Origin of the sequence: Fulverythrobacter fulvus, from assembly GCF_037154085.1 — a bacterium.
GTDB classification, from domain to species: Bacteria; Pseudomonadota; Alphaproteobacteria; order Sphingomonadales; family Sphingomonadaceae; genus Andeanibacterium; species Andeanibacterium fulvum.
On record NZ_JBANRM010000001.1, the window covers coordinates 744444 to 767936 of the forward strand.

A 23493-nucleotide genomic window follows, 5' to 3' on the forward strand; every position below is an offset into this window, starting at 1 on the left:
CCATGATCGAAACGCCGCTGATTTCCTGCGACGATCATCTCGACCTCAACATGCTGCCCGCCGATGTCTGGACCAGGCGCATGGCGGCCGAATGGGGGGATCGCGCGCCGCATATCGAAGAGAACGAGCGCGGCTGCCACTGGGTGTGCGACGGCCAGAGCTGGGGCATGTGGTCCGGCAAGCCGTTCAATTTCGGCCCCGGCCCCAAGCCGATCAAGACGGCCTACGATCGCGGCGGCGTGGACGACACGACCGAACTGCGCGCCGGCCATCCCAAGCTGCGCCTTGAAGACATGGACCGCGACGGCGTGTGGGGCCATCTGGTGTTCGGCCCTGTCACCTCGATCAAGACCGATGACGAGGCGCTGATGCGCGCCTGCTATTCCGCCTTCAATGACTGGCTCTATGATGATTTCTGCTCCGCCGCGCCGGATCGGCTGATCGGCGTGGCCATGCTGCCCCCGCATCCCGAACCGGCGATTGACGAGCTGAAGCGGCTGGCCAAACGCGGCGGAGTGAAGCAGGCGAACCTCCAGATCGCCGTGGCCGAACCGCGGCTGGAAGATCCGCGCTGGGAACCGCTTTTCGCGCTGCTGGAGGAAACCGGCATCGTCCTGTCCTTCCACGTCACGGTATTCCCCTCCGCCACCAAGGCGTTCGACAAATACAAGGGCAGCCCCGGCGCGACGTTCCTGCACGCCAAGATGTTCATCGAACAGTTCCTCGATCCCTTCGTGGACCTGTTCGCCTGGGGCATCCTCGAGCGGCACCCCGGTCTCAAGATCGTGATCGCGGAAAGCGGCGTGGGCTGGGTTCCCTGGGTGGTCGAGGAACTCGACTACCGCCACCACCGCCTGTGGGAATGCGCCGATTACTGGGACGACAAGGGCGGCATCCCGCACAAGATGAAGCCGTCCGAAGTATTCAAGCGGCAGGTTTACGGTACCTTCCAGCAAAGCCCCACGGCCATGCGGCTGCTCGAATTCTGGGGGCCGGACAATCTCCTGTGGGCCAGCGACTATCCGCACCCGGATTCGATCTGGCCAAACAGCCAGGCGACCATCGCGAAAACGATGGGCCACATGAACCCGGAGGACGTACGCAAGATCGTCGGCGGCAATGCGGCCAAACTCTATGGGCTGGACCTGAGCAAGGCGACCGTACTGGGCAAGCTGGCGATCGGGCGGGAGGCTGTGGCGGCTTAAGGGCTGTCACCTCCTCCCACTAACCACCCCCGCTCAGCCTGAGCCTGTCGAAGGCCCCGGGAAACCGTCAGCCCAAGTATCCCTGCTGGGTGGCCGTTGGCGCGTGGCCTTCGACAGGCTCAGGCTGAGCGGGTGTTTGCCGAGGGAAAAAGAAGAAGGCCGCGCTCCCTTTCGGAAACGCGGCCTTCCCTGCCCCACTCGGAATTTCGTCAGTTCGGCAGTTTCGATGCATCCGCCCAATTGCCGTGCAGGCCGGAACGGATGCGGATCGGCAGTTTGGCCCGGCCGATGGGCCCCTCGCTCATGCGCAGGGCATCCAGCACCACCAGATCGCTGTAATTGGTGATCAGATTGTCCACCAAAGCGATGATGTAGCCATCGCCTTCCGCGCTGTCCTTGTGCCGGGGCACGAAGCACGGTTCCTGGATGATCGATTGCGGCCCCGCCCACCAGAAATCCTGCTTGCCGGTTGCATGGTCCCAATGGCCGATCTTGTTCATCTTGAAGCCCGAGGCCCGCCCGCGCAGGAAGTCCATCGGCATTTCCGGGTCCATCACCAGCCCCCAGCCATGGCGATAGGGCTGGCCGACATAGCGCTCGTCGATCCGGGGGAACTCGTCGATCCAGTCGGTCAGTTTCTCGACGGATTCGAAGTCCTCGCCATTCGATCCCATGTCCACCGTCCAGCGGTGCAGATAGGGCAGCGCGGCCACCGGATCGAAGCTGTCGTCATGGATGTCGGGGAAGAAGGGGAAGCTGTTTCCTTCCGCCTGCGGAATGTCGAAATGGATCTTCGTGCCGTTCTGGAAAGCGTTCATCACATGGCTGGCGAAGATGTTCTTCGGCGCCTTGAACCAGCGCATGTCCTTGTTCGTCACCCCGCTGCCGCGCGGCAGAATGCCGAGGTAAACCGGCAGCGTCTTGTCGAAGCCGAAATGCGGCTTGCCTGCCTTCAGCCGGTCCCAATTGCCGGTGGAGGGCACGATGTGGAAGATCGCGTAATCCTCGGTCAGCCCGTAATCGTGCATCATGCAGTAATAGGGCACGGTGAAGAAGGTCTCGAACAGGACATTGCCTTCGGGATCGATCTCGAAATAGCTGCAATCGGTGGTGAACAGCCCGGTGGCCGCATAGCCGAAATTGCAGAAATTGCCGGTCTTCGGGTCGATCTTGGCGTGGGCAGAGAAGGTCTGGTTTTTGATCTTGCCGCCGAAATCGGTGTAGCCTTCCGTCTCCAGCGTCAGCGGGTCCATGATGAGGCAGGGGCTGTCTTCCTTCATCGCATAGAGCTTGCCCGCATGGACCATCACATTGGTGTTGGCCGTGCCGCGGATCATGCCCTGCACGCTGTCCTCGTCGGTCAGCGGATTACGATAGGCGCCGAACAGGCTCCGTCCCGCCTCACGCTCCGCCTTCCACTTGTCGGTCTGGGCATAGCGCTGCTTGAAATCCACCTTGCCGTCATGGACATGGAACATGCTGACCATGCCATCGCCATTGAAGAACTGATCGTTCTCGAACTTGGGCGGGAATTGCGCATCGGGATGGACGCGGTGGAAAGTGCCGTTGAGCTGGGAAGGAATCTCGCCCTCGATCTCCACATCGAGAATATCGCCTTCAAGGCGGAGGGGGCGCAGGACACCGGTAAATCCGGGGGTTTCGGGATAGTGAGCCAAGGCAACTCTCCAGGTTCATTGATATTTCATCAATCTAGCGAGGAGTTGCCGGAGCGAATTGATCTGGCGCAAGAAACGCGCGAAAGCGGCAGGGATTTTTTGCGGGAGAGCAGCGCGTGGCATACCGGATCGAAGCCATCCTCACCGGCAAGGCAGTGCCCTTTCGCGGCGAGGAAAAGAGCGCCATCGCCAAGCGGCCTGCGCCCGGCCCGGTTTCGGTCGGGCCGATGGGGCTGGAAGGCGACGAGCAGGCAGACCGAGTGCATCACGGCGGCACCCATATGGCCGTGCACCACTATCCGCTGGATCATTACGAAGGCTGGCGCGGCGAACTGGACAACCATCCGCTGCTCGCCGCGCCGGGCGCCTTTGGCGAGAATGTCTCCACTCTCGGCCTGACCGAAAGCACCGTGCTGATCGGCGACCGCTTCCGCCTGGGCAGCGCGCTGGTGGAAGTCAGCCAGGGCCGCCAGCCCTGCTGGAAGATCGACCACAAATTCGAGCGCAAGGGCATCACCGCCAGCGTGCTGAAAAGCGGCCGCTGCGGCTGGTATTACCGCGTGCTGGAACCGGGCATCGTGGCGACAGGCGACAGTTTTGTGCTGGAAAGCCCCGGCCACAAGGGCTGGAGCGTAGCGCGCGTCTTCGCCCTGATGTTCCACAAGGGCGCGGACGCGGGCGAACTGGCGGAACTGGCCGAACTGGATGCGCTTTCGCCCGAATGGCAGGAGAGGGCGGCGGCGAAGGTTGGGTGAAGGGAAAACATCCGAACCCGTTCGTCCTGAGCTTGTCGAAGGACGCGCACAAAGCGTAGTCCAACGCAATGGACTTCCATGCCTACCTGTTGCGCTGCAATGATGGCTCCTTCTACGCAGGCCACACCGACAACCTGGAAACACGCATCGCCCAGCACCAAAGCGGCCTGACTGACGGTTACACTGCCGCTCGTAGACCGGTGACGCTTGTGTGGTCCGAACGGTTCCCGACCCGAGAAGAAGCCCTTGCTGCCGAACGGCGCGTCAAAGGCTGGAGCAGGGCAAAAAAGGAAGCGCTTATCCGTGGGGATTGGGAGCGGATCAGACTGCTTTCTCGTAACAGGCAGGGCTGAAGTGTGCCTTGGGTAGATGTCAGCGCGCGTCCTTCGACAAGCTCAGGACGAACGGAGGGGGTTACATGGGACGAAATCAGGCGTGCTGCCCCTAATCCCACCTTTCCTACACGGCCGAAATATGGTCCATTGCGCCAGATGACGCGCCCCGCTTTCTCCCTCCGAAATCCCCTCACAATCGCCCCAGAAGGCGCAGAAATCGGCGGAACGCAGGCCGGGACCTTCCACACCGTGCCTATGTGTAACATGTGTAACACCCCCCTCGCCGCATGACCCAGCCGGCAGTCCTCGTAACCGGCGGCGGAAAGCGGATCGGTGCGGCGATCGTGCGCCGCTTTGCGAGCGATGGCTGGCATGTGGTGATTCACTGCAATCGCTCTCGCGGCGAGGCCGATGCGCTCGCCGCCGCCCTGCCCTCGGCCGAAGTGGTGGTGTGCGATCTGATCGACAGCGAAGCCGCCATTGCCATGATCGAGAACCTCGCTGCCCGGCTGCCGGACTGGCGGGTGCTGATCAATTCCGCCTCGATCTTCGTGCCGGACGAGGCGACCGGGCTCGATCCCGAGACCAGCCGGCTGTCGATGCGGATCAACGCGGTCTCGCCGGTGCGCATGTCGCAGGCGTTCCTGGCCAACGCCCGCAGCCCGGCGGGGCGTAAGGTGATCGACATCACCGATCAGAAGCTGGCCAATCCGAATCCGGACTTCTTCTCCTATACGATGAGCAAGCACGCGCTGGCCGCGACTATTCCCATGCTGGCCATGGCGGACCGGCGGCGGCGCGACCGGATCTATGGCCTTGCCCCCGGCGCGATCCTGCCCAGCCATGACCAGACGCCGCAGGAATTCGAAGTATCGGGCCGCCTCAACCTGCTGAATCGCCTGACCAGCGCGAAGGAAGTGGCCGATGCGGCCTATTTTCTCGCACAGGGCTGGCTGGAAAGCGGCACCACCCTGTTCGTCGATTCCGGCCAGCATCTGCTTTCCCAGCCTCGCGATGTGCTCTATCTAGCGCGCGAGGAGGACCGGCCTTGAAGAAGCCCGCCCCGCAGAGGAAACACGCCCTGACCACGCGCCTGTGGCACTGGCTGAATGCCGTGTGCCTGGTGGTGCTGTTCATGTCCGGGCTCGGCATCTCCAATGCCCATCCCCGCCTCTATTGGGGCGCCTGGGGCTTCGAGCGGTCGGAAGCCTGGCTGCACCTGATCCGCTTCCCCAACTGGATCACCATTCCCGGCCATTACAGTCTGGCCGAAGCGCGGCTGTGGCACTTGCTGTTCGCCTGGCCCTTCGCCTTCGGGCTGCTGGTATTCATGCTCGTCTCGCTGGCAAACCGGCATTTCATCCGCGATCTGGTCACTCGGCCGCGCGAATGGCGCTGGGCCGCGATCCGCGAGGATATCGTCAAGCATCTGAAGCTGGATTTCGAACATCGCGGCACGAAGTTCAATTTCCTGCAGAAGCTGAGCTATGGCGTGGTGATCTTCATCCTGCTGCCGCTGATGATCTTCACCGGCCTTGCCATGAGCCCGGGCATGGACGCCAACTGGCCGTGGCTGCTGGACATCTTCTTCGGCCGCCAGAGCGCGCGTTCCATCCATTTCCTCTGCGCCTGGGCGCTGGTGGGCTTCCTGTTCGTCCATCTGGTGCTGGTGCTGCTTTCCGGCCCCATCGGCCAGATCCGCGACATGATCACCGGCGGGCGAGTGAAGGAGGATAGGCCATGAAGCGCCGCTCTGTCCTGGCAGGTACCATCGCCTTTTTCGCCACCGGTTGCTCCAAGCTGGCGGAAAGCGGGCCGGTTTCCTCCCTGCTTTCCTCGGTAGAGGACTGGAACAAGGGCCTGCACGAGCTGCTGGGCCGCCGCAAGGCACTGGCCCCGGAATTCACGCTGGAGGACATCTCGCCGGTCTTCCGCGGCAATGGCACGACCGATCCCGACGACGAGGCCTACAAGGCCCATGTCGCAGCGGGCTTTGCCGATTGGCGGCTGGATGTGACGGGCTTGGTCGCCACGCCGCTCTCGCTCACTCTGGAAGATGTGAAGGCCCTGCCCCAGCGCACCCAGATCACCCGCCACGATTGCGTGGAGGGGTGGAGCGCCATCGGCCAGTGGACCGGGCCGCAACTGGCGCATATCCTTGAAAAGGCCGGTCTCCGGCCGGAAGCCCGCTTCATCGTGTTCCATTGTGCCGACATGCTGAACGGCAGTGCCTATTACGAGAGCGTGGACCTGATCGACGCATTCCATCCGCAGACCATCATCGCCCACAGCCTCAATGGCGAGCCGCTGCCAGTGAAGAACGGCGCCCCGCTGCGGATGCGGATCGAGCGGCAGCTTGGCTACAAGCATGCCAAATATCTCAAGGGGATCGAGGCCGTAGCCAGCCTGGACGAGATCGGCTCCGGCAAGGGCGGCTATTGGGAAGATCGCACTGGCTATCAATGGTATGCGGGTATCTGACGCGGCGGGCAGCAGCCGATTGACAGCGCCTTTCCGCCCTGTTCAAAGTCCGCCGGCGGGGGCCTTAACTGGCTAGGGGAGAAGGCCCATGTGGCTGCTCGAAAAGATACTGCGGCAAGTCGTCCGGCAGGGGCGGCTGGTAATAACCGATTACGATGGCCGCACCTATGATTTCGGAGACCGGGCGGAAGAGCCTGTCTGCGTGCGCCTGACCGACAAGGGCGCGGCAATGCATATCGCCCGCCATCCCGATCTCGGCGCGGGCGAATGCTACATGGACGGCCGCCTTGTGGTGGAACCGCCGCATGACATTCGCGACATGATCCTGCTGGTGATGCGCAATGCCGGGCGCAAGGGACTCAAGCCGCCCAATCCCTTGCGCAAGAGCCTCGATTTCGTGGCCGCCAAGCTCGACGGGATCAATCTGCGCACCAAGGCGAGCAAGAACGTGGTGCACCACTACGATCTGACCCGGCGCTTCTATGAATTGTTCCTCGACGAAGGCCGGTTCTACACCATGGCCTATTATCGCGATCCGGCGAACTCGCTCGAACGCGCCCAGCTCGACAAGCTGGCCCTGATCGCGGCGAAGCTGCGCGTGCGGCCGGGCATGAAAATCCTCGACATCGGTAGCGGTTGGGGCGGCCTCGCGCTCTATCTCAACCGGCATTACGGCTGCGAAGTGCTGGGCGTCAGCCTCGCCCCCGATCAGGTGAAGTTCGCCAATGAACGGGCCGAGGCGGCAGGCGTTGCCGACAAGGTACGCTTCGAACTGCGCGATTATCGCGACGTGCGGGACAAGTTCGACCGGATCACCAGCGTGGGCATGATCGAGCATGTCGGCGCGCTGCATTATGGCGAATATTTCGCCAAGACGAACGAGTTGCTCGCCGACGACGGGATCATGCTCACTCACACGATCGGCCGGGCTCGCGGACGCGGGACGACCGACAAGTGGACCCGCAAATACATCTTCCCCGGCGGCTATATCCCCGCGATGAGCGAGTTGGTCTTCGCTATGGAACGCACCGGCTGGGAAGTGGGCGACGTGGAGGTGCTGCGCTATCACTACGCCCATACGCTGGCGGAGTGGTACCGCCGTACCTGCCAGCATGAGCGCGAAATCGTCGAACTCTATGACGAACGGCTGTTCCGCATGTGGCAGTTCTACCTCGCCGGGGCGGAGCAGAGCTTCCTTGCAGGCGGCATGGTCAATTTCCACATCCAGTCGGTGAAGAACCGCGAGGCTCTGCCGATGACGCGGGATTACATCGCGGAAGAAGCCGCTCGCCTGATGGCGGCGGACGAAGCGCCGGAATGGCACCTCGCTCGGCAGGCGGAAGCGGCGGAGTAAGCCCCTCCCCGCCTGCCTTGCCTCTCCATGGGGGCCATGCGAAGGGCGCGCATGGCTTCTGCCCTCACCCGTCGCGCGATCTTTGCGCAGGCCTGGCCGATCATGCTGGCTCAGGCGACGATCCCGCTCGTCGGACTGGTGGATACTGCCGTCATCGGGCGCACCGGCGATGCACTCGCGCTGGCGGCAGTCGCGCTGGGCGTTGCAATCGTCAATTTCCTCGTCTGGGCCTTCGGCTTCCTGCGCATGGGCATCACCGGCCTTGTCGCGCAAGCACGCGGCGGCGGGAATGACGGTGAGGTAAACGCCCTGCTGGCGCGCGGCGTGCTGCTGGGCGGCTCGCTGGGCATTGGCCTGTTCGCACTGCAATGGCTGATCGTACCCGGTGCCCTTGCCCTGATGGCCAGCGGTGAGGCGCTTGACCGGGAGGCTGCCGCCTTCATCCATGCCCGCCTGTGGGGCGCGCCCGCCCTGCTCGCGTTTTACTCGATCAATGGCTGGCTGTTGGGCATGCGGCAGACCCGCGCCGCGCTGGCGCTGCAACTGGTGATGAACGGCGTGAACATGGCCGCCAATATCGTACTGGTTTGGGGCTTCGACATGGGCGTGCGCGGTATTGGCTATGGCACCGCCATCGCCGAATGGACCGCGCTGGCCATGGGCCTGTGGCTGACCCGCAATGTCTGGCGCAAGCCCCCTCACCGCGACGCGATCCTGAACCGGGCCGCATTGGGCCGGCTCTTCGCCGTCAATCGCGACCTGATGATCCGCACCATAGCCCTGCTGGGCCTGTTCACCTGGTTCACCAATGCCGGCGCCCGGCTGGGTGAGGACGCGCTGGCCGCGCAGCAGGTGCTGATGCAGTTCGTCTCCATCACCGCCTTCGTGCTCGACGGGTTTTGTTTCACGGCGGAAGAACGGGTCGGCAGCGCCATCGGCGCCCGTTCCCGTGCGGATTTCCTGCGCACCGTGCAGCTGGTCGCGGAATGGTGCCTGTGGGCCGCCCTTGCCTTCACCGCACTGATCCTGCTTGCGGGGCAGCCGCTGATCGCCCTGCTCACCACCAATGAAGCAGTGCGCGCCGCCGCAGCGCCGCTGCTGTGGCTCGTCGCACTGGTGCCGCTGGCGGGCCTTGCCTCATGGCTACTCGACGGGGTGTTCATAGGCGCCACCGAAGGGCGCGCGCTGCGCAATGCGGCGATCTTTGCCACGGCCGCCTATATCGCCACGGACCTGTTACTGCGCCCGCTGGGAGCCACCGGCATCTGGCTCGCCCTGCTGGCGGGCTATGCTTTCCGCGCCCTTGCGCTGGGTTTCCATTGGCCCCGCCTGCTCGCCCGCCTTGCACCGGGGCGCGATGGCGCATAGAGCGCCGGGCGATTCCATAGTCTCTTATCCGGAGCCGCCCATGTCCGATATCAAGCGTGTCGTCCTCGCCTATTCCGGTGGTCTCGACACCAGCGTGATCCTCAAATGGCTGCAGGTGACCTATAATTGCGAGGTGGTGACCTTCACTGCCGATCTCGGCCAGGGCGAAGAGCTGGAGCCTGCCCGCGCCAAGGCCAAGCTGATGGGCGTGCCCGATCACCACATCTATATCGACGATCTGCGCGAGGAATTCGTGCGCGATTTCGTCTTCCCGATGATGCGCGCCAATGCCCGCTATGAAGGCGACTATCTGCTGGGCACTTCCATCGCCCGCCCGCTGATTTCCAAGCGCCTGATCGAGATCGCCCGCGAAACCGGCGCCGATGCCGTGGCCCATGGCGCCACCGGCAAGGGCAACGATCAGGTCCGCTTCGAACTCTCGGCCTATGCGCTGGAACCGAACATCAAGGTCATCGCGCCGTGGCGCGAATGGGATCTGACCAGCCGCACCGCGCTGATCGCCTGGGCCGAAGAGCACCAGATCCCCGTGCCGAAGGACAAGCGCGGCGAAAGCCCCTTCTCCACCGACGCGAACCTGCTGCACACCTCTTCCGAGGGCAAGGTGCTCGAAGATCCGTGGGAAGAAACCCCGGATTACGTCTATTCGCGCACCGTGAACCCGGAAGATGCGCCGGATACTCCGGAATATATCACCATCGACTTCGAGAAGGGCGACGGCGTTGCCCTGAACGGCGAAGCGATGAGCCCGGCCACGCTGCTCGCCGCGCTCAACGATCTGGGCCGCAAACACGGCATCGGCCGCCTCGATCTGGTCGAGAACCGCTTCGTCGGCATGAAGAGCCGCGGCATGTATGAAACCCCCGGCGGCGAGATCTATGCCCGCGCCCATCGCGGCATCGAACAGATCACGCTGGATCGCGGCGCGGCTCACCTCAAGGACGAGCTGATGCCGAAATATGCTGAGCTGATCTATAACGGCTTCTGGTTCAGCCCCGAGCGCGAGATGCTGCAGGCGGCGATCGACCACAGCCAGGAAAAGGTCTCCGGCACCGTGCGCCTCAAGCTCTACAAGGGCAGCGCCAATGTGGTGGGCCGCAAGAGCCCCAACAGCCTCTATTCGGAACGCCACGTCACTTTCGAGGACGATGCCGGCGCTTACGATCAGAAGGATGCGGCGGGCTTCATCAAGCTCAACGCCCTGCGCCTGCGCCTGCTGGCCCAGCGCGACCGGGGCTGATTGCCGCCCTGCGGGGCGCGATTCTTGCGGCAGCGCAACAAAATCGCGCCCTACAGCAGGGTTTTCTCGCATCCGCAACACGGATTGCAGAGTTATCCACACTTATCCACCGCCAATTCTGGCGAAAGTGGATAAGTCGGCCTTGCGCGCCTTGAACGACTCACTCCTTGGGCGCACCTTTCAATCATCGAGACGGGAAATCCGGACCGAAACCGCAGAAAGCCGCAAGGCCGGATGAGGCGTAGGACAAGGAAGACACTTCTCGAGGCGATGGCCACAACCGCGCAATTCGGAAGCAGGCAGATCGCGACAGTCTTTGGACGCAAGTCTTCAGGCAGACGCGTGACCAGTGAAAGAAATGTGAGGGGCAGACCATCGGTTGGCCGGAAAGTCCGGCTCGGTGTGGATGGGAGTGCAAGGCTTCGGCCAGGCAGGACCAGGTGAAACGCAGGGCCCCCAACGGACTGGAAAGCCGCGGAACCGCCGGGCGGGAGTGAGAGTGCCTTCGGGCTCCATCCCCCGCCTGACGGGACCGGATGCCGGCGCGAGCGCCGGGCGACACAGCGCCCTCTCGGGGGTCGCCAAACGCCGGTAAACGCAGCCGGTGCAGTGAGGGTGGCAGCGATGCCGCCCTCATTTGCATTGGGTGCATTTGGGCGCTCTCGTTCGCTCCTGCCTTCATCCCACACTTCCATCCCACACTTCCGCCCAGCCTGAGCCTGTCGAAGGCCACGGGAAACCGCTTGCCCAACTCCTTGGCCGGGCGAGCCCCGGCGAATGGCCTTCGACAGGCTCAGGCTGAGCGGGGTTTGCTTGCATCCCATCACCCCGAAACCCCCTCCCGCCATCCGATTCGTCCCGAAATCCGCCCACACCCCCTCCGCTCCCGGTGGAAAACCGCCTCCATTCACCGCAGATTCCGCCGATGAGTCGGTGAACCGTTCATCGTCAGCGACAAGATGTGAGGTGTTAATTCCCTCCGCCCCCAGATGCTGTATGCGCTGCCCCCGATGAAAAGCGGTTCCACCTTCTTCGCCAATCCCTCCCGGCGCACGCTTGCCGGGCTGAGCGCGGCGATCCTGTTTGCAAGCCTTGGCGCCAGCGCGCCCGGCCATGCGGAAACCGCCATCGCGCCGGTGCTGGTGCCCGCCGCCATTCAAATGAGCGCATTCGACACCGCCTTCGCTCCGCTCGACACCGCGCCCAAGCCTGCTGCGCAGGAAGCGGTCGCCGAACAGGCCGAAGGCGAGTTGCTCGGCTCCGGCCTTGCCAGCTGGTATGGCAAGGAATTCAAGGGCCGCCGCACCGCCAGCGGCGAGAAGTTCGATCCCGCCGGGCTCACGGCCGCTCACCCCACCCTGCCCTTCGGCAGCCTGGTGCGCGTGACCAACACCAAGACCGGCCAGAACGTCGTGGTCCGCATCAACGATCGCGGCCCCTACACGCATAAGCGCCTGATCGACGTCAGCCAGGCCGCCGCCCGCGAACTGGGCCTGATCGGCCCCGGCAGCGGCCAGGTAAGCATCGCCCTGCTGAGCGAATAAGGCACCCGCGCCTCCGGGAGACGGAGGATGCGGCAAACCTGCCCTGCCCAGTCTGCTCGCCGGTCAGCGGCAACGCGCCTGCCCCTTGTCGATCTCGCTGCCGATCAGGGCCCCCACGGCCCCGCCGATCAGCGCACCCAGCACTTCGGAATCGCCCGGGGCGATGGCGCTGCCCAGCGTCCCGCCCGCCAGCGCACCCACGACCAGCCCGGTAGTCCCGTCGCTGCGCCGGCAATAGAACTTCCCGTCGCGGCCGCGATAGATGCGGTCGTTGCGATTGAGGTTGTGTTCCCGGTAATATCGCCCGTCGCGATAATATCGTGCGGCGTCGTAATCCTTATATCGCGGATCGGGGCGGTTATAATCGTAGTTGCGATAGCCTCTCCAGCCATCGTCACGATAGCCATCGGTCGTGCAGCCGCCGACAAGTGTCGCCGCTGCCGCCACGGTCAATAACGCAATGCGCATGAGCCGTTCCTCCTTTTGTGAGTATGCCGAACTATACGCCTCGTGCGGGCGCGGACAAGCCACGCGAAGTTCGAGGCGACGTAGATATCAGGGCCGCGAGGGATGGCGCTGCGCAGGATGGGGCTGCTCGGTATGGGGCGGCCACGGCAGAGGCCGAAGCGCCAGCGGGGGCATGGCAGGCAAAGGCTGGAGCGGCGCCCTGAAAGAGGCCTGACGCAGCAGGGCCGCGCGCAGCCGTGTTACACCTGTTACACTCCCGTTAGCCCCGGAAGGCGCCCCGACCTGTTTCACGCCCTCCCCGTGATCCCAGGCGACGGCGGCATTGTTCTCCACCTCGTCGCCTGCCTCGCCTTCCACTTCGCCGGGCACCGCATCGGGCACAGTGCAGGGTTCATCGCAAAGCGCATCCAGCCTCGCGCAGAGCGACGCATGGGCCGCGTCCCATTCCTCCCCGGCCCGCTCGCGTGCCTCGCTTCCGGCTGCGAGGACGCAATTGTCCTCCGCACATTCATCGGCAGAGTGATCATCGTCCCGATCCGTGCCTTCCCAGTCCGGATCGTTCATATCCTCCTCGCTCACCTCCCCATCGTCGGGTTCCTCCGGCCAGATCTCCGCCAGCGCGGCCCGCTCGGCCGCCGCCCCTGCATGCGCGACATGCTCCTCGCGCGCAGGCAAGGCATCTTCTGCCGCATCGACCGCGCCGAGCCGGGCGAGCAGCAGATCGAACGCCTCCACCGGAGCCTCGCCCAATTGGTCGCCCCCGCCGTCCAGCGCGTCGCAGCGCCGGTCGAGCCGCGCGAGATGGGCCAGCAGCAATCTGCTTTCGTAACGCCGCCGATAGCCGACCACTTCGCCGCCATGGAACACCGGCTCGGCAATCCCCTCCAGCGCGCGGTCGGCCAGCACGGCCTCGGCATGGTCGCGCGCCAGGGCCAGCGCCCGGTCCCACACCTGCGCAAACAGACCATCGCGCCGCCGCGCGCGATAGGCAGTCATGGCGGAAATCCCGCTCATCGCGCAGGCCAAGCGGACATTGCCGCAACCCGCCAGCCGCTCGCAGAACCGCATCCGGCGCTCGGGCGTGAAGCCTGTGTGAAGCGAATGCGCCCCGGCGCCCAAGGCCTCGGCATCCACCAGTCCCGCAAAAGCCGCCTGCGCCGCATCGGGCCCCTCCCCCGGCAAGCCGACATCCCGTGCAGCAGAAATCCACCCGCGCCCGGCGGGATGGGACTTGTGCGAGTGAAGTTCAGACGAGGAAGTCGCAGGCGAATGAGTGCGAAAAAGTGCTGACATGGTTCACCTTGTAAATTCGATGAACCAATTCAGTTATACAGGACGGAGCGTGTAGGAAAGTTATTATCCGCCGATCCTCCCCCGTCAGAGCCACGGGGGCGCGCGCAGAGGCCTGCCCCAGCCTCACCCATTCGTCACCCCGGACCCGTTCCGGGGTGACGAATGGCTAGGTCGTAAACTCATAAATACCACCCACGAGGTTTGAGGCAAAATGGCTCGGCGCAAGGAGGAGAGGCGGAGGAATATGTCGATATTTCCAGCCACTCCGACGCGGCGCCGGGCCATTTTGGTCAAATCCCTGCGGGACATCCAAATGGCTTCCATCTCGAACCGAAAGACGCTTGCGATGGCAGCAAGCCGTCGCGGCGCGTCTTTCGGCCCGATATGTTCGCCATTTGGATGCCTCGTGCGTGGTATTTATGAGTTTACGACCTAGGCAGGAACTGGGTGCCCCGGCAACGGCAATACGTCGAGATCCCGATTGCCCTGCCTTCCTCGCGGCCTTGCGCCTTTGCGGCAGCCCTATTCTCACGCACCCACCTTCGCACGCCTCCGCTGGAGGAATATCCCGAAAAACAGGTCCCTATATCGGAAATCCACTTCAATACTATCTTCACAGGAAGAGTATCAAGTAATTGAATATATAATAATAATTTTCCTACCCATAATCACCGATCTCGAATATATTTCGCGCAATTCTATTTCTCGGGGGAATACCAATGGACGCGATCGAGACGATGCAGGCCGGATTGGACTATCCTTATTCGGCGCCGATGCTGCGCGCGATGGAGCTTGGGCCTTACCCGTTCGCGGTGCGTATCTGGGTGAAGGCCTATGCCCTGCATGAGGATGGCGGAGACGAATCCACCGCCGATCTGGCATTGTTTTACGATGGAGCCGAAGTCGGCCGCGCGCATGACGAGCATTTCAACAATGCCTATCTCGCCATCGAATACAGCGTCATCATGGGGGGCGGAAATGTTGCCAATTTCCGCCTGGATTCGGACAATCACCGAGCGACCGAACGAGGCTACGGGTTCGAATTTCTTCTCAGTCGGGCCTGAGTTCCTTCCGCGCGACATTCGCCGTCAACGCTGACAGGCACCCGTCCCTCCAGCACCCCCTCCCGCATCGGGGAGGATTGCCTGCGCCAGAGCTACTTCCCGCCCTTGCCCTTTTCCAGCTGCGCGCGGATCGCGCCGCCGGGGAATTCGGCATTGTGGACGTTGACGTAATAGGCCGCCGGATTGGCGATCAAATCGGTGGCCAGTGCAGCGTCGATCGGGGTGCAGGTCTGGTTCTGCATATAGGTCGGGGTGGCGAGCGTCAGCACGGCCTCGCCTGCCGCACCCGGCGCACCCTTGTGGATATGGGCTGCCGTCGGCGTGGCGATGCCCGCGACCGACAAGGTGTAGCACAGGCGGCCGTAATCCAGATCGACGAAGCCGGCGAACTTGCCCGACCCGTCCGGATCGCCCAGCGGCACCGCCGTGCGCCCATCGAACAGGCCCGTCACTTCCGCGCCGGGATAAGGCTTCACCGGCTTGGCCCCGGTCTGCGCCATGCAGCCCGGCAAAGCGAGCAAAGCGGCAGTCAGGAAAAGCGCGGAAGTGCGGGCGGGCTGGATCATCGTAACCTCGTCGGGAAAAGGGCGCGGCACTGCCGGTTACGGCAAGGGATAGCCGATTGCGGAGATTGGCGTGACAGCCTGCGCCGCCCCCTCCACATCTTTCACCACTTACCGCCGGCTTCCTCGATGGCCTTGAGCAGCGCCCGCTTGCCGGGCGTACGGTTCTTGCCGGAATTGCGGGGCAGATCGGGAAGGCGCAATTCCGCCTTGCGTGCGGCGATGCGCGCGCCGAATTCCGCCATGCGGATTACCGGAGTTTCCGGTTCAGTTCCTGAGGTCTTCGACGCCATAATCGCCCATGGACTCTTCACGTATCCTGCGCTCAAGATAGGTCATGTCGGCGTCCGGGTGAAGGGCCAGCAGCAATCGGGCCTGCTCAAGACGATCAGGCGCACTGCCAGAGGCAAATTGTCCCACCCGGTCAGCGATCAGATCTTCCACCGAAATCACCCGGAAAAGCGCGGTTTCTCCAATTGGCTCCACCAGTCGAACGTGCCCGGCATCTACATTCCCATCCATTGGGACTTCCGCCACGACTTCGCAGCCGATCTTCAGTTCGGGATGTATCAGCCCTCTCAGCATCTGCCCGTGACCTGCTGGACGCACGAAACCCAGGCGGAGCAGTTCCTCCTCGAATTCGTCCTGTCGGACCGTACAGACATCGAAATCGCCAGTCGTGATCGCACTGGTCGAATAGAATTCCGCAGCGGCTCCACCCACGAGGATAGGGCGCTGGTATCCGCGCCGGTGCATGGCCTCGCTTGCACGAGCGAGCAGTCGCAAAGCCGCCTCGAATTCGGGGCGGTAGAGGCTCATTTCCCCAGCATCGGGGCCAGATATTGGCCCGTATAGGAACGCGGTTCCTTCACGACCTGTTCGGGCGTGCCCTGGGCGACGATCTCGCCGCCGCGGATGCCGCCTTCGGGGCCGAGGTCCAGAATCCAGTCCGCCGTCTTGATTACGTCCAGATTATGTTCGATCACCACCACGGAATTGCCCTGTTCCACCAGCCGATGCAGCACTTCCAGCAGCTTGCGCACATCCTCGAAATGGAGGCCGGTGGTCGGCTCGTCCAGAATGTAGAGCGTCTGCCCGGTGGAGCGGCGGCTGAGTTCCTTGGCCAGCTTCACCCGCTGCGCCTCCCCGCCCGAAAGCGTGGTGGCCTGCTGGCCGACCTTCACATAACCCAGCCCCACTTCGTTGAGCATGTGCATCTTGTCGCGGATCGGCGGCACGGCCTTGAAGAACTCCTCCGCATCCTCGATCGTCATGTCGAGCACATCGGCGATGGAGTGGCCCTTGAACTTCACTTCCAGCGTTTCGCGATTGTAGCGCTTGCCGTGGCATTCCTCGCAAGTGACGTAGACATCCGGCAGGAAGTGCATCTCGATCTTGATCAGCCCGTCGCCCTGGCACGCCTCGCAGCGGCCGCCCTTGACGTTGAAGCTGAAGCGCCCGGCCTTGTATCCGCGCGCCTGCGCTTCCGGCAGGCCGGCGAACCAGTCGCGGATCTGCGTGAAGGCGCCGGTATAGGTGGCCGGGTTGCTTCGCGGCGTGCGGCCGATGGGCGACTGGTCGATCTCGATCACCTTGTCGCAATGTTCGAAGCCGGTGATCTTGTCATGCGCGCCCGCGATCACCCGCGCGCCGTTGAGCGTGCGGGCAGCCCCGGCATAGAGCGTGTCGATCGTGAAGCTGGACTTGCCGCTGCCCGATACGCCGGTGATGCAGGTGAAAGTGCCGAGCGGCAGGCTGGCGCTGACATTCTTGAGATTGTTCGCCCGCGCGCCATGGACGGTCAGCTTGTGGCCGTTGCCCTTGCGGCGCTGTTTCGGCACCTCGATCTGGCGGGTGCCGTTGAGATAGGCGGCAGTGAGGCTCTTCTTGCTCTTGAGGATATCCTTCAGCGTGCCTTCGGCCACCACTTCGCCGCCATGGACGCCCGCGCCTGGGCCAAGATCGACCACATGGTCCGCCGCGCGGATCGCATCCTCGTCATGCTCCACCACGATCACCGTATTGCCCAGATCGCGCAGGCGCTTGAGCGTTTCCAGCAGCATGTCGTTATCGCGCTGGTGCAGGCCGATGGAGGGCTCGTCCAGCACGTAAAGCACGCCGGAAAGGCCGCTGCCGATCTGGCTGGCGAGGCGGATGCGCTGGCTTTCCCCGCCGGACAGCGTGCCGCTCGTCCGGTCGAGATTGAGATAATCCAGCCCGACATTGTTGAGGAAGCCCAGCCGCTCGTTGATTTCCTTGAGGATGGCCTTGGCGATCTGGTTCTGCTGCGCGGTCAGTTCGTGCTGGAGATTGCCGAACCATTCCACCGCATCGCTGACAGACAGGCGCACCGGCGTGGCGATATCCGCGCCGGCGACCTTCACGGCCAGCGCCTTTTCATTGAGGCGCTTGCCGCCGCAGGTCTCGCAGGGCTGCGCGGTCTGGAACTTGGACAATTCCTCGCGCATCCAGGCGCTGTCAGTCTGGCCCATGCGGCGGTTGAGATTGCCGATCACGCCTTCAAAGGCCTTACGCACGGTATATTCCTTGCGCCCATCCTTGAAGGTCAGCTCCACCGGCATGCCGCCCGTGCCGTGCAGGATGATCAGCTTCTGGTCCGGCTCAAGGTCTTTCCACGGCGTTTCCAGGCTGAAATCGTAAGCCTTGGCCAGGCTAGCCAGCACCTGCATGTAATAGGGCGACGGAGGATTGCTCTTGGCCCAGGGCACCACGGCGCCCTTCTTCAGGCTCAGTTCCTCATTGGGCACGACCAGCTGCGGGTCGAACAGCAGCTTTTCGCCCAGCCCGTCGCAGGCCGGACAGGCACCCTGCGGAGCGTTGAAGGAGAACAGGCGCGGCTCGATTTCCTCGATGGTGAAGCCGCTGACCGGGCAGGCGAATTTCTCGCTGAACACGATGCGGTTGGCGGGCAGGCCCGCCCCCTTGAGCTGGCCGCCCGTGACATTCGGCCCGCCCTGCTCCGCCTCTCGGCCGGGTACTACGCCATCGGCCAGATCGACATAGGCCAACCCCTCGGCAAGTTTCAGCGCGGTTTCGAAACTGTCGGCAAGGCGCGTTTCGATCCCTTCGCGCACGGCGAGGCGATCGACCACGACTTCGATGTCATGCTTGTACTTCTTGTCGAGCGCGGGCGCCTCGGCGATCTCGTAAATCTCGCCGTCGATCCGCACGCGGGTGAAGCCGGCTTTCTGCCATTCGGCCAGTTCCTTGCGATATTCGCCCTTGCGCCCGCGCACCACCGGGGCGAGCAGATAGAGCCGCGTGCCTTCGGGCAGCGCCATCACCCGATCCACCATCTGGCTGACGGTCTGCGCGCTGATCGGCAGGCCGGTGGCCGGGCTATAGGGCACACCCACCCGCGCCCAGAGCAGGCGCATGTAATCGTAGATCTCGGTAACCGTCGCCACGGTGGAGCGCGGGTTGCGGCTGGTAGTCTTTTGCTCGATCGAGATAGCAGGGCTCAGGCCATCGATATGCTCGACATCCGGCTTCTGCATCATCTCCAGGAACTGGCGGGCATAGGCGGAGAGGCTCTCCACATAGCGGCGCTGCCCCTCGGCATAGATCGTATCGAAGGCCAGGCTGGACTTACCCGAGCCGGAAAGCCCGGTGATGACGATCAGCTTGTCCCGCGGAAGGTCGATATCCACGCCCTTGAGATTATGCTCGCGGGCACCGCGTACGGAAATGGTGGTGAGTGACATGAGCGCGATCTGGGGGCTGGAGGGCGAAGAGTCCAGTGACCTTCAAGGCAGACCGCCGGACGCCCTTTTGTTCCGCAAATGTTCGCGCCCGTCAAGAGCCCCGCTTAGAACAGGTTCGTTGAAGACGATCTATTGCTTGCCCACCGCGACTCCCATGATGGCAATCGTCTCCGCGCCATCGAACGGGTTCGTGACACGCCCGCCGAAATCCGCCCCGATCTCATTTGCGGCCGGGCCGAAAAAGTTGCCCCGAAAATACGAGGAACTCACGCCGGCTCCGCTGAAGCTTGCCGCAATGGGTCGAGGCACCCGTGCATCTATCGAACCGTTCAAGCCGAATGAAGCGAGGCTCAGCACCTGACCGGACGCATCGTTGGTCAGAACGGGAGAGATGTCGCCTGTCACCGACATTGATGCGAAGTTGGCCGTGAGATTGAAATTGCCGGAGACGGCGTAACTGTTGTTCCCGCCGGAAAAACTGGCCCCGCTGCCATAGAGGATACCCCGATAATTTGCCGATCCGGTGGTAGGGAAAATGGTCGACGATATCGGCATGCCATAGATGAAATAGGCTGTGCTGGAGGCGACATGACCGGCAGTCGACGCGGGGCCGGAATGGGTAAGGCTGCCGAAGCTCAGATAGGAAAGGGCAATCGTGGGATTTGACGCGCCCGGATTGGAGACATGCAATTCGTCGGCAATGCTGCCTGAAGATCTTCGATAGGCTGAGAAGGACGCATTGCTTTGCCCTGCCACGCGATCCGCTGAAGTGAATGTTACCAGCGGTTCGTTCATCTTCGCGAAGGCATAGCTTCCGGAAGTGAAATTCACGGTCACCGCATCTGGTTCACCCCCGATATAGGTGCCCGGTACGGCGACCGGCCTGCCATTTGCATCAAGCTCGACTGTCCACCCATTCGCCCAGAACCGGGGATAGAGGTTAGGGCCGACGGTTCCGGTGAAGGCATGCTCCCCCGTCAGGCTATCGAGCCCGGGATTCCCGCCTGCCTCGGCGCGGCGGCCGGTGAGCGTTCCCATGATTGTGATATTGGTGTCCGAACCGACGAAGACGGCGCCCAGCTCATCCGCGCCAGGACCGTAGAAACGGCCTTTCAATTGATTGTACATGGGAAAGATGAAAAGCCGCCCGGTAAATTCGTTCGTGTTGGACGTAAGCGTCGCTTCGCCATCATAGGCAACCGGAGAATGAGGAACGCCGGTTCCGGGTTCAATTGTCGTATATTCGCCTGAGAGCAGAATTTTGCCCGTGCCGAAATCGACCCCCAACACACCTTCGCCGCTGAAGGAAACAAGATTATCGTAATAGGCAATCACCCCGAGCATGTCGGTGGTGAAATTGCCCTTGCCGCTATGCGGCATATTCGCATCGGGAGTTTCCACGCCGTAAGTGAATGCGTCGAACGTGCCTGAAATTGCGCTGTTACTCTCAACGGTCCGCTGCCAGAAACCTGCTCCGACATAGCGATAGGTCATGCGCCCGCTCGTTCCGGGCCTCGTCATGGTCAGAGAATCCGTCGTATTTCCGCTCTTGCGGACATATACGTCGATCAAGGCGTTGCTTTGCGCCGCATCGCGATCAGAAGCGCCGAAGGATTGCGACTTTCCCCCACCAGTGATCGTGTAGCGTTTTGCCGAGGCGTCGTAGACCACACCGATTGAGGAGAATGCCGCCGAGTTGGTGCCCGGTGAACCATTCTTTGGATAGTTTGCACTGCCGCTCACGCCGTCGTTGACAAAGTTTTCGCTCGCCAGCGGAGTCAGCAAATCGTCATTGGTGCCTGTGGACGGCGTCGGCGTCGGTGTGCCTGCGGTCGGCGTGGGGGTCGGTGTACCGCCTGTGGGAGTCGGCGTCGGCGTGGAATTCACCCCGCCCCCGCCGCATGCACCCAGCATCAGCCCCAGCGCGGCGAGCGAAGCCCCTGCCGCAAAACGCGCATAACCCATTGCAAACCCCCGCTTGAGGCAGCCCGCAGTGCCACCCGAATTCCTAAACGGGCTAGGAAGCGCACGTGACAGATCGATGAAATCCGGCAGTCCCGCCCGCCGTTTAGCCGAAGGACTGCGTCCGAAACGGACGTGAACACATTACTCGGCCAGCGGCACTGCTCCCGACGCGGGAATTCCCCGGCACCACGGGCAAGCCGCCAGACTCCTGGCTGCTCCGCAAATATTCGTGCGGATGGGAAGATAGACGAAGCCGTCATGCCATATTGGGCAACGCCCTTGCAGAACAAGGCGGACAGGATCGTGGAAGTCGTCCAGGACGTTCAGTGCGAGGTCCATCCGTTGGACGGAATTGTGAGGTTCGCCGCAGGCAGGATCAGGTCGCAAACTCATAGATGCCTCGAGGGTGGCATCTATGAGTTTACGACCTAGTCCCAATCGGATGCAATCATATGACTCGCCCGGAAAAATGAGGCAGAATTGCTCAACCGCCCTGGCCCCGACACGCCATCGCAAAGGACCGACACCGCCCCATCGCAGGAGAAACTCCATGGATAGTTCCGGCAACCCCGTAAATTCGGCCGAATTTCAGGCATCCATATTCGTCCTGCCTCGCCATAACTGGCGCTGGTTTCTGGTCCGCGGCCTGCTGGCGATTGCGCTCGGCATCCTGGCGCTGCTGGTTCCCGGGCTGACGGTGTTTGCCTTTGCCATGCTGTTCGGCGCGTTCAGCTTTGCTGACGGCCTATTGTCGCTCGGCGCCGGGATCAGGGGCGCGCGCAGCCATGCGGATCGCTGGGGAATGCTGGTCTTTTCCGGGCTGCTGGGCATCGCGGTGGGCGTGCTGTTCTTCGTCTGGCCGATGCTGGCCGCGGCGACCTATGCACTGTTCCTGGTGATCATGCTGGCCATGTGGGCGCTGTTCACTGGCCTGTTCGAGTTGTTCGCCGCGATCCGCCTGCGCCGCGAGATCGAGGGCGAATGGCTGCTCGGCCTGTCCGGCGCGCTGTCGGTGCTGCTGGGCGTGGCGATCCTGGCAATGCTGGCCGTGGCGCCGGGTGCCTCGCTCATCTCGCTGGGCTGGTTGATCGGGCTCTATGCGCTGGCAAGCGGTATCGCGCTGGTGATGCTGGCTCTGCGGCTGCGCAAGGAAGCCGCGTAGCGCCCGATCGTACCCCTCCCCGCCTCAGGGCGGGGGTGAGGCAGTGGTGCCGAAGACGTTGCCGTAAGCGACGAATTCGGTGCTGTTATACGTGCCCTGGACGTTGAACACATACCCCATCTCGACCGCGCTCGGGCCGAAGAAAGCTCCGGTAAAGCCGCCGCTGCCGGAACCCGAGAGGCTACCGCTGAAGGCCGGCCCGCCCGACAGGATCGAACCCGAGCCGCTGACCGAGCCGAAAGTGGCATAACCGCCGCTACCCAGCGCGTCATTGCCCGCCAGGTTGATCAGCGTGGACACAGTGCCGCTGGCGAAATTGGCGCTGAAGGTCGCCGATCCGCTGCCGTCGCCCATGGCGTAGAGCGAGGGGCTCGTGCCGTTGGGAACGAAGACCGCACCATAGACATCCGACCTGTAAGTGGCACTGCCCGAGGTCGGCATGCTGCCGCTCGCCGTCGGCTGGCCGAAAACGAATGCCGCCAGCGGATCGATCTTCTGCTGAAGCAGACTGACATTGAGATTCAGATAGGTGCCAAAGCGCGTATAGCTGAGCGGAACGCCGCCGATCTGCGGAACATGCAGTTCCAGCACTTCCTTGGGCAGAGTGGTAGTGCTCAGCGGGATAGTCACCTGCCCCTTCTGGAAGATCGCCAGCCCGTCGCCGCTATTCGTGGTGTCGAGATCGGAGGGCAGGAAGGACGCAACCGCATTGCCCGATTTGAGGATCTCGATCTTGCCGGTGGTGACCGAATAGCGGACCTGGACCGTCGAACCGTAATTGTTCCGACCGCCGCTGACCGAACCGGACAGGGTCACCCCGCCATAAAAGGACGCAGTGTTGATCGCCGTATCCGCCGGCAGCCCGCTCATCACCGACGAAATCGGCGTCGGCAGCGGAGTGGGCGTAGGCGTCGGAGTGGGAGACGGGGTCGGTGTAGGCGACGGAGTAGGTGTCGGCGTGGGGCTCGGCGTCGGCGTGGGGCTCGGCGTCGGAGACGGAGTGGGTGTCGGCGTGGAAGTCGGCGACGGTGTAGGCGTGGGCGTCTGCGACGGTGTGGGCGTCGGGGTCTGCGAGGGTGTCGGGGTGGGCGTTTGCGAGGGGGCGGGAGTAGGCGAAGGCGTGGGCGTGCTGTTCACGCCGCCGCCACCGCAACCGGCCATCACCATGGCGATCGAAACCAGCGACGCGCCCGCCGCGTAACGGATTCTGCTCATTAATGCCCCCTATTGGCTTTACGCCATAAACGGCCCCCCGGCCGCCATTGCCCCATTTTGTG

General features: G+C 63.2%; 22 protein-coding genes. 13 read left to right on the forward strand and 9 right to left on the reverse strand.

The window, feature by feature from the left end:
- The first annotated feature begins 2 nt into the window (after positions 1-2).
- The gene (locus tag WFP36_RS03530) at positions 3-1205 is read left to right on the forward strand and encodes an amidohydrolase family protein (protein WP_336977892.1); all 1203 of its coding nucleotides are present in this window, start codon (positions 3-5) and stop codon (positions 1203-1205) included.
- A 209-nt stretch (positions 1206-1414) separates the two neighbouring features.
- Here WFP36_RS03530 and WFP36_RS03535 read toward each other — a convergent pair whose 3' ends face one another.
- On the reverse strand, positions 1415-2881 hold the full coding sequence (locus WFP36_RS03535) for a carotenoid oxygenase family protein (RefSeq protein WP_336977894.1): 1467 nt from the start codon (positions 2879-2881) through the stop codon (positions 1415-1417).
- Positions 2882-2997: 116 nt separating this feature from the next.
- Here WFP36_RS03535 and WFP36_RS03540 point away from each other — a divergent pair, with 116 nt between their 5' ends.
- The 9 genes from WFP36_RS03540 (at position 2998) to WFP36_RS03580 (ending at position 11976) form a co-directional block, all read left to right on the forward strand.
- A complete protein-coding gene (locus tag WFP36_RS03540; RefSeq protein WP_336977896.1) occupies positions 2998-3636 on the forward strand; it encodes an MOSC domain-containing protein in 639 nt (212 codons plus the stop codon).
- A gap of 68 nt (positions 3637-3704) precedes the next feature.
- On the forward strand, positions 3705-3989 hold the full coding sequence (locus tag WFP36_RS03545) for a GIY-YIG nuclease family protein (RefSeq protein ID WP_336977898.1): 285 nt from the start codon (positions 3705-3707) through the stop codon (positions 3987-3989).
- 269 nt (positions 3990-4258) lie between these two features.
- Entirely contained in the window at positions 4259-5023 is a 765-nt protein-coding gene (locus tag WFP36_RS03550) for an SDR family oxidoreductase (protein WP_336977900.1), read from the forward strand.
- Positions 5020-5715: a cytochrome b/b6 domain-containing protein gene (locus WFP36_RS03555; RefSeq protein ID WP_336977901.1), complete on the forward strand. Its 696-nt coding sequence runs from the start codon at positions 5020-5022 to the stop codon at positions 5713-5715. Before WFP36_RS03550 ends, WFP36_RS03555 begins: the two co-directional genes overlap by 4 nt.
- Entirely contained in the window at positions 5712-6452 is a 741-nt protein-coding gene (locus WFP36_RS03560; protein ID WP_336977903.1) for a molybdopterin-binding protein, read from the forward strand. Before WFP36_RS03555 ends, WFP36_RS03560 begins: the two co-directional genes overlap by 4 nt.
- 88 nt (positions 6453-6540) lie before the next feature.
- Positions 6541-7806 (forward strand): cyclopropane-fatty-acyl-phospholipid synthase family protein, encoded by a 1266-nt coding sequence (locus tag WFP36_RS03565; RefSeq protein WP_336977904.1) that lies wholly within the window; start codon positions 6541-6543, stop codon positions 7804-7806.
- A 51-nt stretch (positions 7807-7857) separates the two neighbouring features.
- The gene (locus WFP36_RS03570; RefSeq protein ID WP_336977906.1) at positions 7858-9174 is read left to right on the forward strand and encodes an MATE family efflux transporter; all 1317 of its coding nucleotides are present in this window, start codon (positions 7858-7860) and stop codon (positions 9172-9174) included.
- 40 nt (positions 9175-9214) lie between these two features.
- On the forward strand, positions 9215-10432 hold the full coding sequence (locus WFP36_RS03575; protein WP_226792830.1) for an argininosuccinate synthase: 1218 nt from the start codon (positions 9215-9217) through the stop codon (positions 10430-10432).
- A 1010-nt stretch (positions 10433-11442) separates the two neighbouring features.
- On the forward strand, positions 11443-11976 hold the full coding sequence (locus tag WFP36_RS03580) for a septal ring lytic transglycosylase RlpA family protein (protein ID WP_336977909.1): 534 nt from the start codon (positions 11443-11445) through the stop codon (positions 11974-11976).
- Positions 11977-12039: 63 nt separating this feature from the next.
- Here WFP36_RS03580 and WFP36_RS03585 read toward each other — a convergent pair whose 3' ends face one another.
- Together WFP36_RS03585 and WFP36_RS03590 are read right to left on the reverse strand one after the other, a co-directional pair.
- On the reverse strand, positions 12040-12444 hold the full coding sequence (locus WFP36_RS03585; RefSeq protein ID WP_336977911.1) for a glycine zipper 2TM domain-containing protein: 405 nt from the start codon (positions 12442-12444) through the stop codon (positions 12040-12042).
- 87 nt (positions 12445-12531) lie between these two features.
- Positions 12532-13737, reverse strand: a complete 1206-nt coding sequence (locus WFP36_RS03590; protein ID WP_336977913.1) for a hypothetical protein — start codon at positions 13735-13737, stop codon at positions 12532-12534.
- Between the two features lie 719 nt (positions 13738-14456).
- On the opposite strand from WFP36_RS03590, the gene WFP36_RS03595 reads away from it, so the two are divergent.
- Entirely contained in the window at positions 14457-14801 is a 345-nt protein-coding gene (locus WFP36_RS03595; RefSeq protein ID WP_336977915.1) for a hypothetical protein, read from the forward strand.
- 92 nt (positions 14802-14893) lie between these two features.
- On the opposite strand, the gene WFP36_RS03600 is transcribed toward WFP36_RS03595, so the two are convergent.
- From WFP36_RS03600 to WFP36_RS03620, 5 genes are all read right to left on the reverse strand, one after another.
- Positions 14894-15367, reverse strand: a complete 474-nt coding sequence (locus WFP36_RS03600; protein WP_336977916.1) for a CHRD domain-containing protein — start codon at positions 15365-15367, stop codon at positions 14894-14896.
- 101 nt (positions 15368-15468) lie between these two features.
- Positions 15469-15657, reverse strand: coding sequence for a hypothetical protein (locus tag WFP36_RS03605; RefSeq protein ID WP_336977918.1), 189 nt, complete (start codon positions 15655-15657; stop codon positions 15469-15471).
- Entirely contained in the window at positions 15632-16183 is a 552-nt protein-coding gene (locus WFP36_RS03610; RefSeq protein WP_336977920.1) for a hypothetical protein, read from the reverse strand. Before WFP36_RS03610 ends, WFP36_RS03605 begins: the two co-directional genes overlap by 26 nt.
- The gene (gene uvrA, locus WFP36_RS03615) at positions 16180-19089 is read right to left on the reverse strand and encodes an excinuclease ABC subunit UvrA (protein ID WP_336977921.1); all 2910 of its coding nucleotides are present in this window, start codon (positions 19087-19089) and stop codon (positions 16180-16182) included. Before uvrA ends, WFP36_RS03610 begins: the two co-directional genes overlap by 4 nt.
- 129 nt (positions 19090-19218) lie before the next feature.
- Positions 19219-21054 (reverse strand): transferrin-binding protein-like solute binding protein, encoded by a 1836-nt coding sequence (locus WFP36_RS03620; RefSeq protein ID WP_336977923.1) that lies wholly within the window; start codon positions 21052-21054, stop codon positions 19219-19221.
- 550 nt (positions 21055-21604) lie between these two features.
- On the opposite strand from WFP36_RS03620, the gene WFP36_RS03625 reads away from it, so the two are divergent.
- A complete protein-coding gene (locus tag WFP36_RS03625; RefSeq protein WP_336977925.1) occupies positions 21605-22216 on the forward strand; it encodes an HdeD family acid-resistance protein in 612 nt (203 codons plus the stop codon).
- Between the two features lie 24 nt (positions 22217-22240).
- Here WFP36_RS03625 and WFP36_RS03630 read toward each other — a convergent pair whose 3' ends face one another.
- Complete coding sequence (locus tag WFP36_RS03630; protein ID WP_336977927.1) at positions 22241-23086, reverse strand: HupA family protein; 846 nt, start codon at positions 23084-23086, stop codon at positions 22241-22243.
- On the opposite strand from WFP36_RS03630, the gene WFP36_RS03635 reads away from it, so the two are divergent.
- Positions 23055-23417, forward strand: coding sequence for a hypothetical protein (locus WFP36_RS03635; RefSeq protein ID WP_336977929.1), 363 nt, complete (start codon positions 23055-23057; stop codon positions 23415-23417). The two genes, WFP36_RS03630 and WFP36_RS03635, sit on opposite strands and share 32 nt — an antisense overlap.
- Positions 23418-23493: the final 76 nt, after the last annotated feature.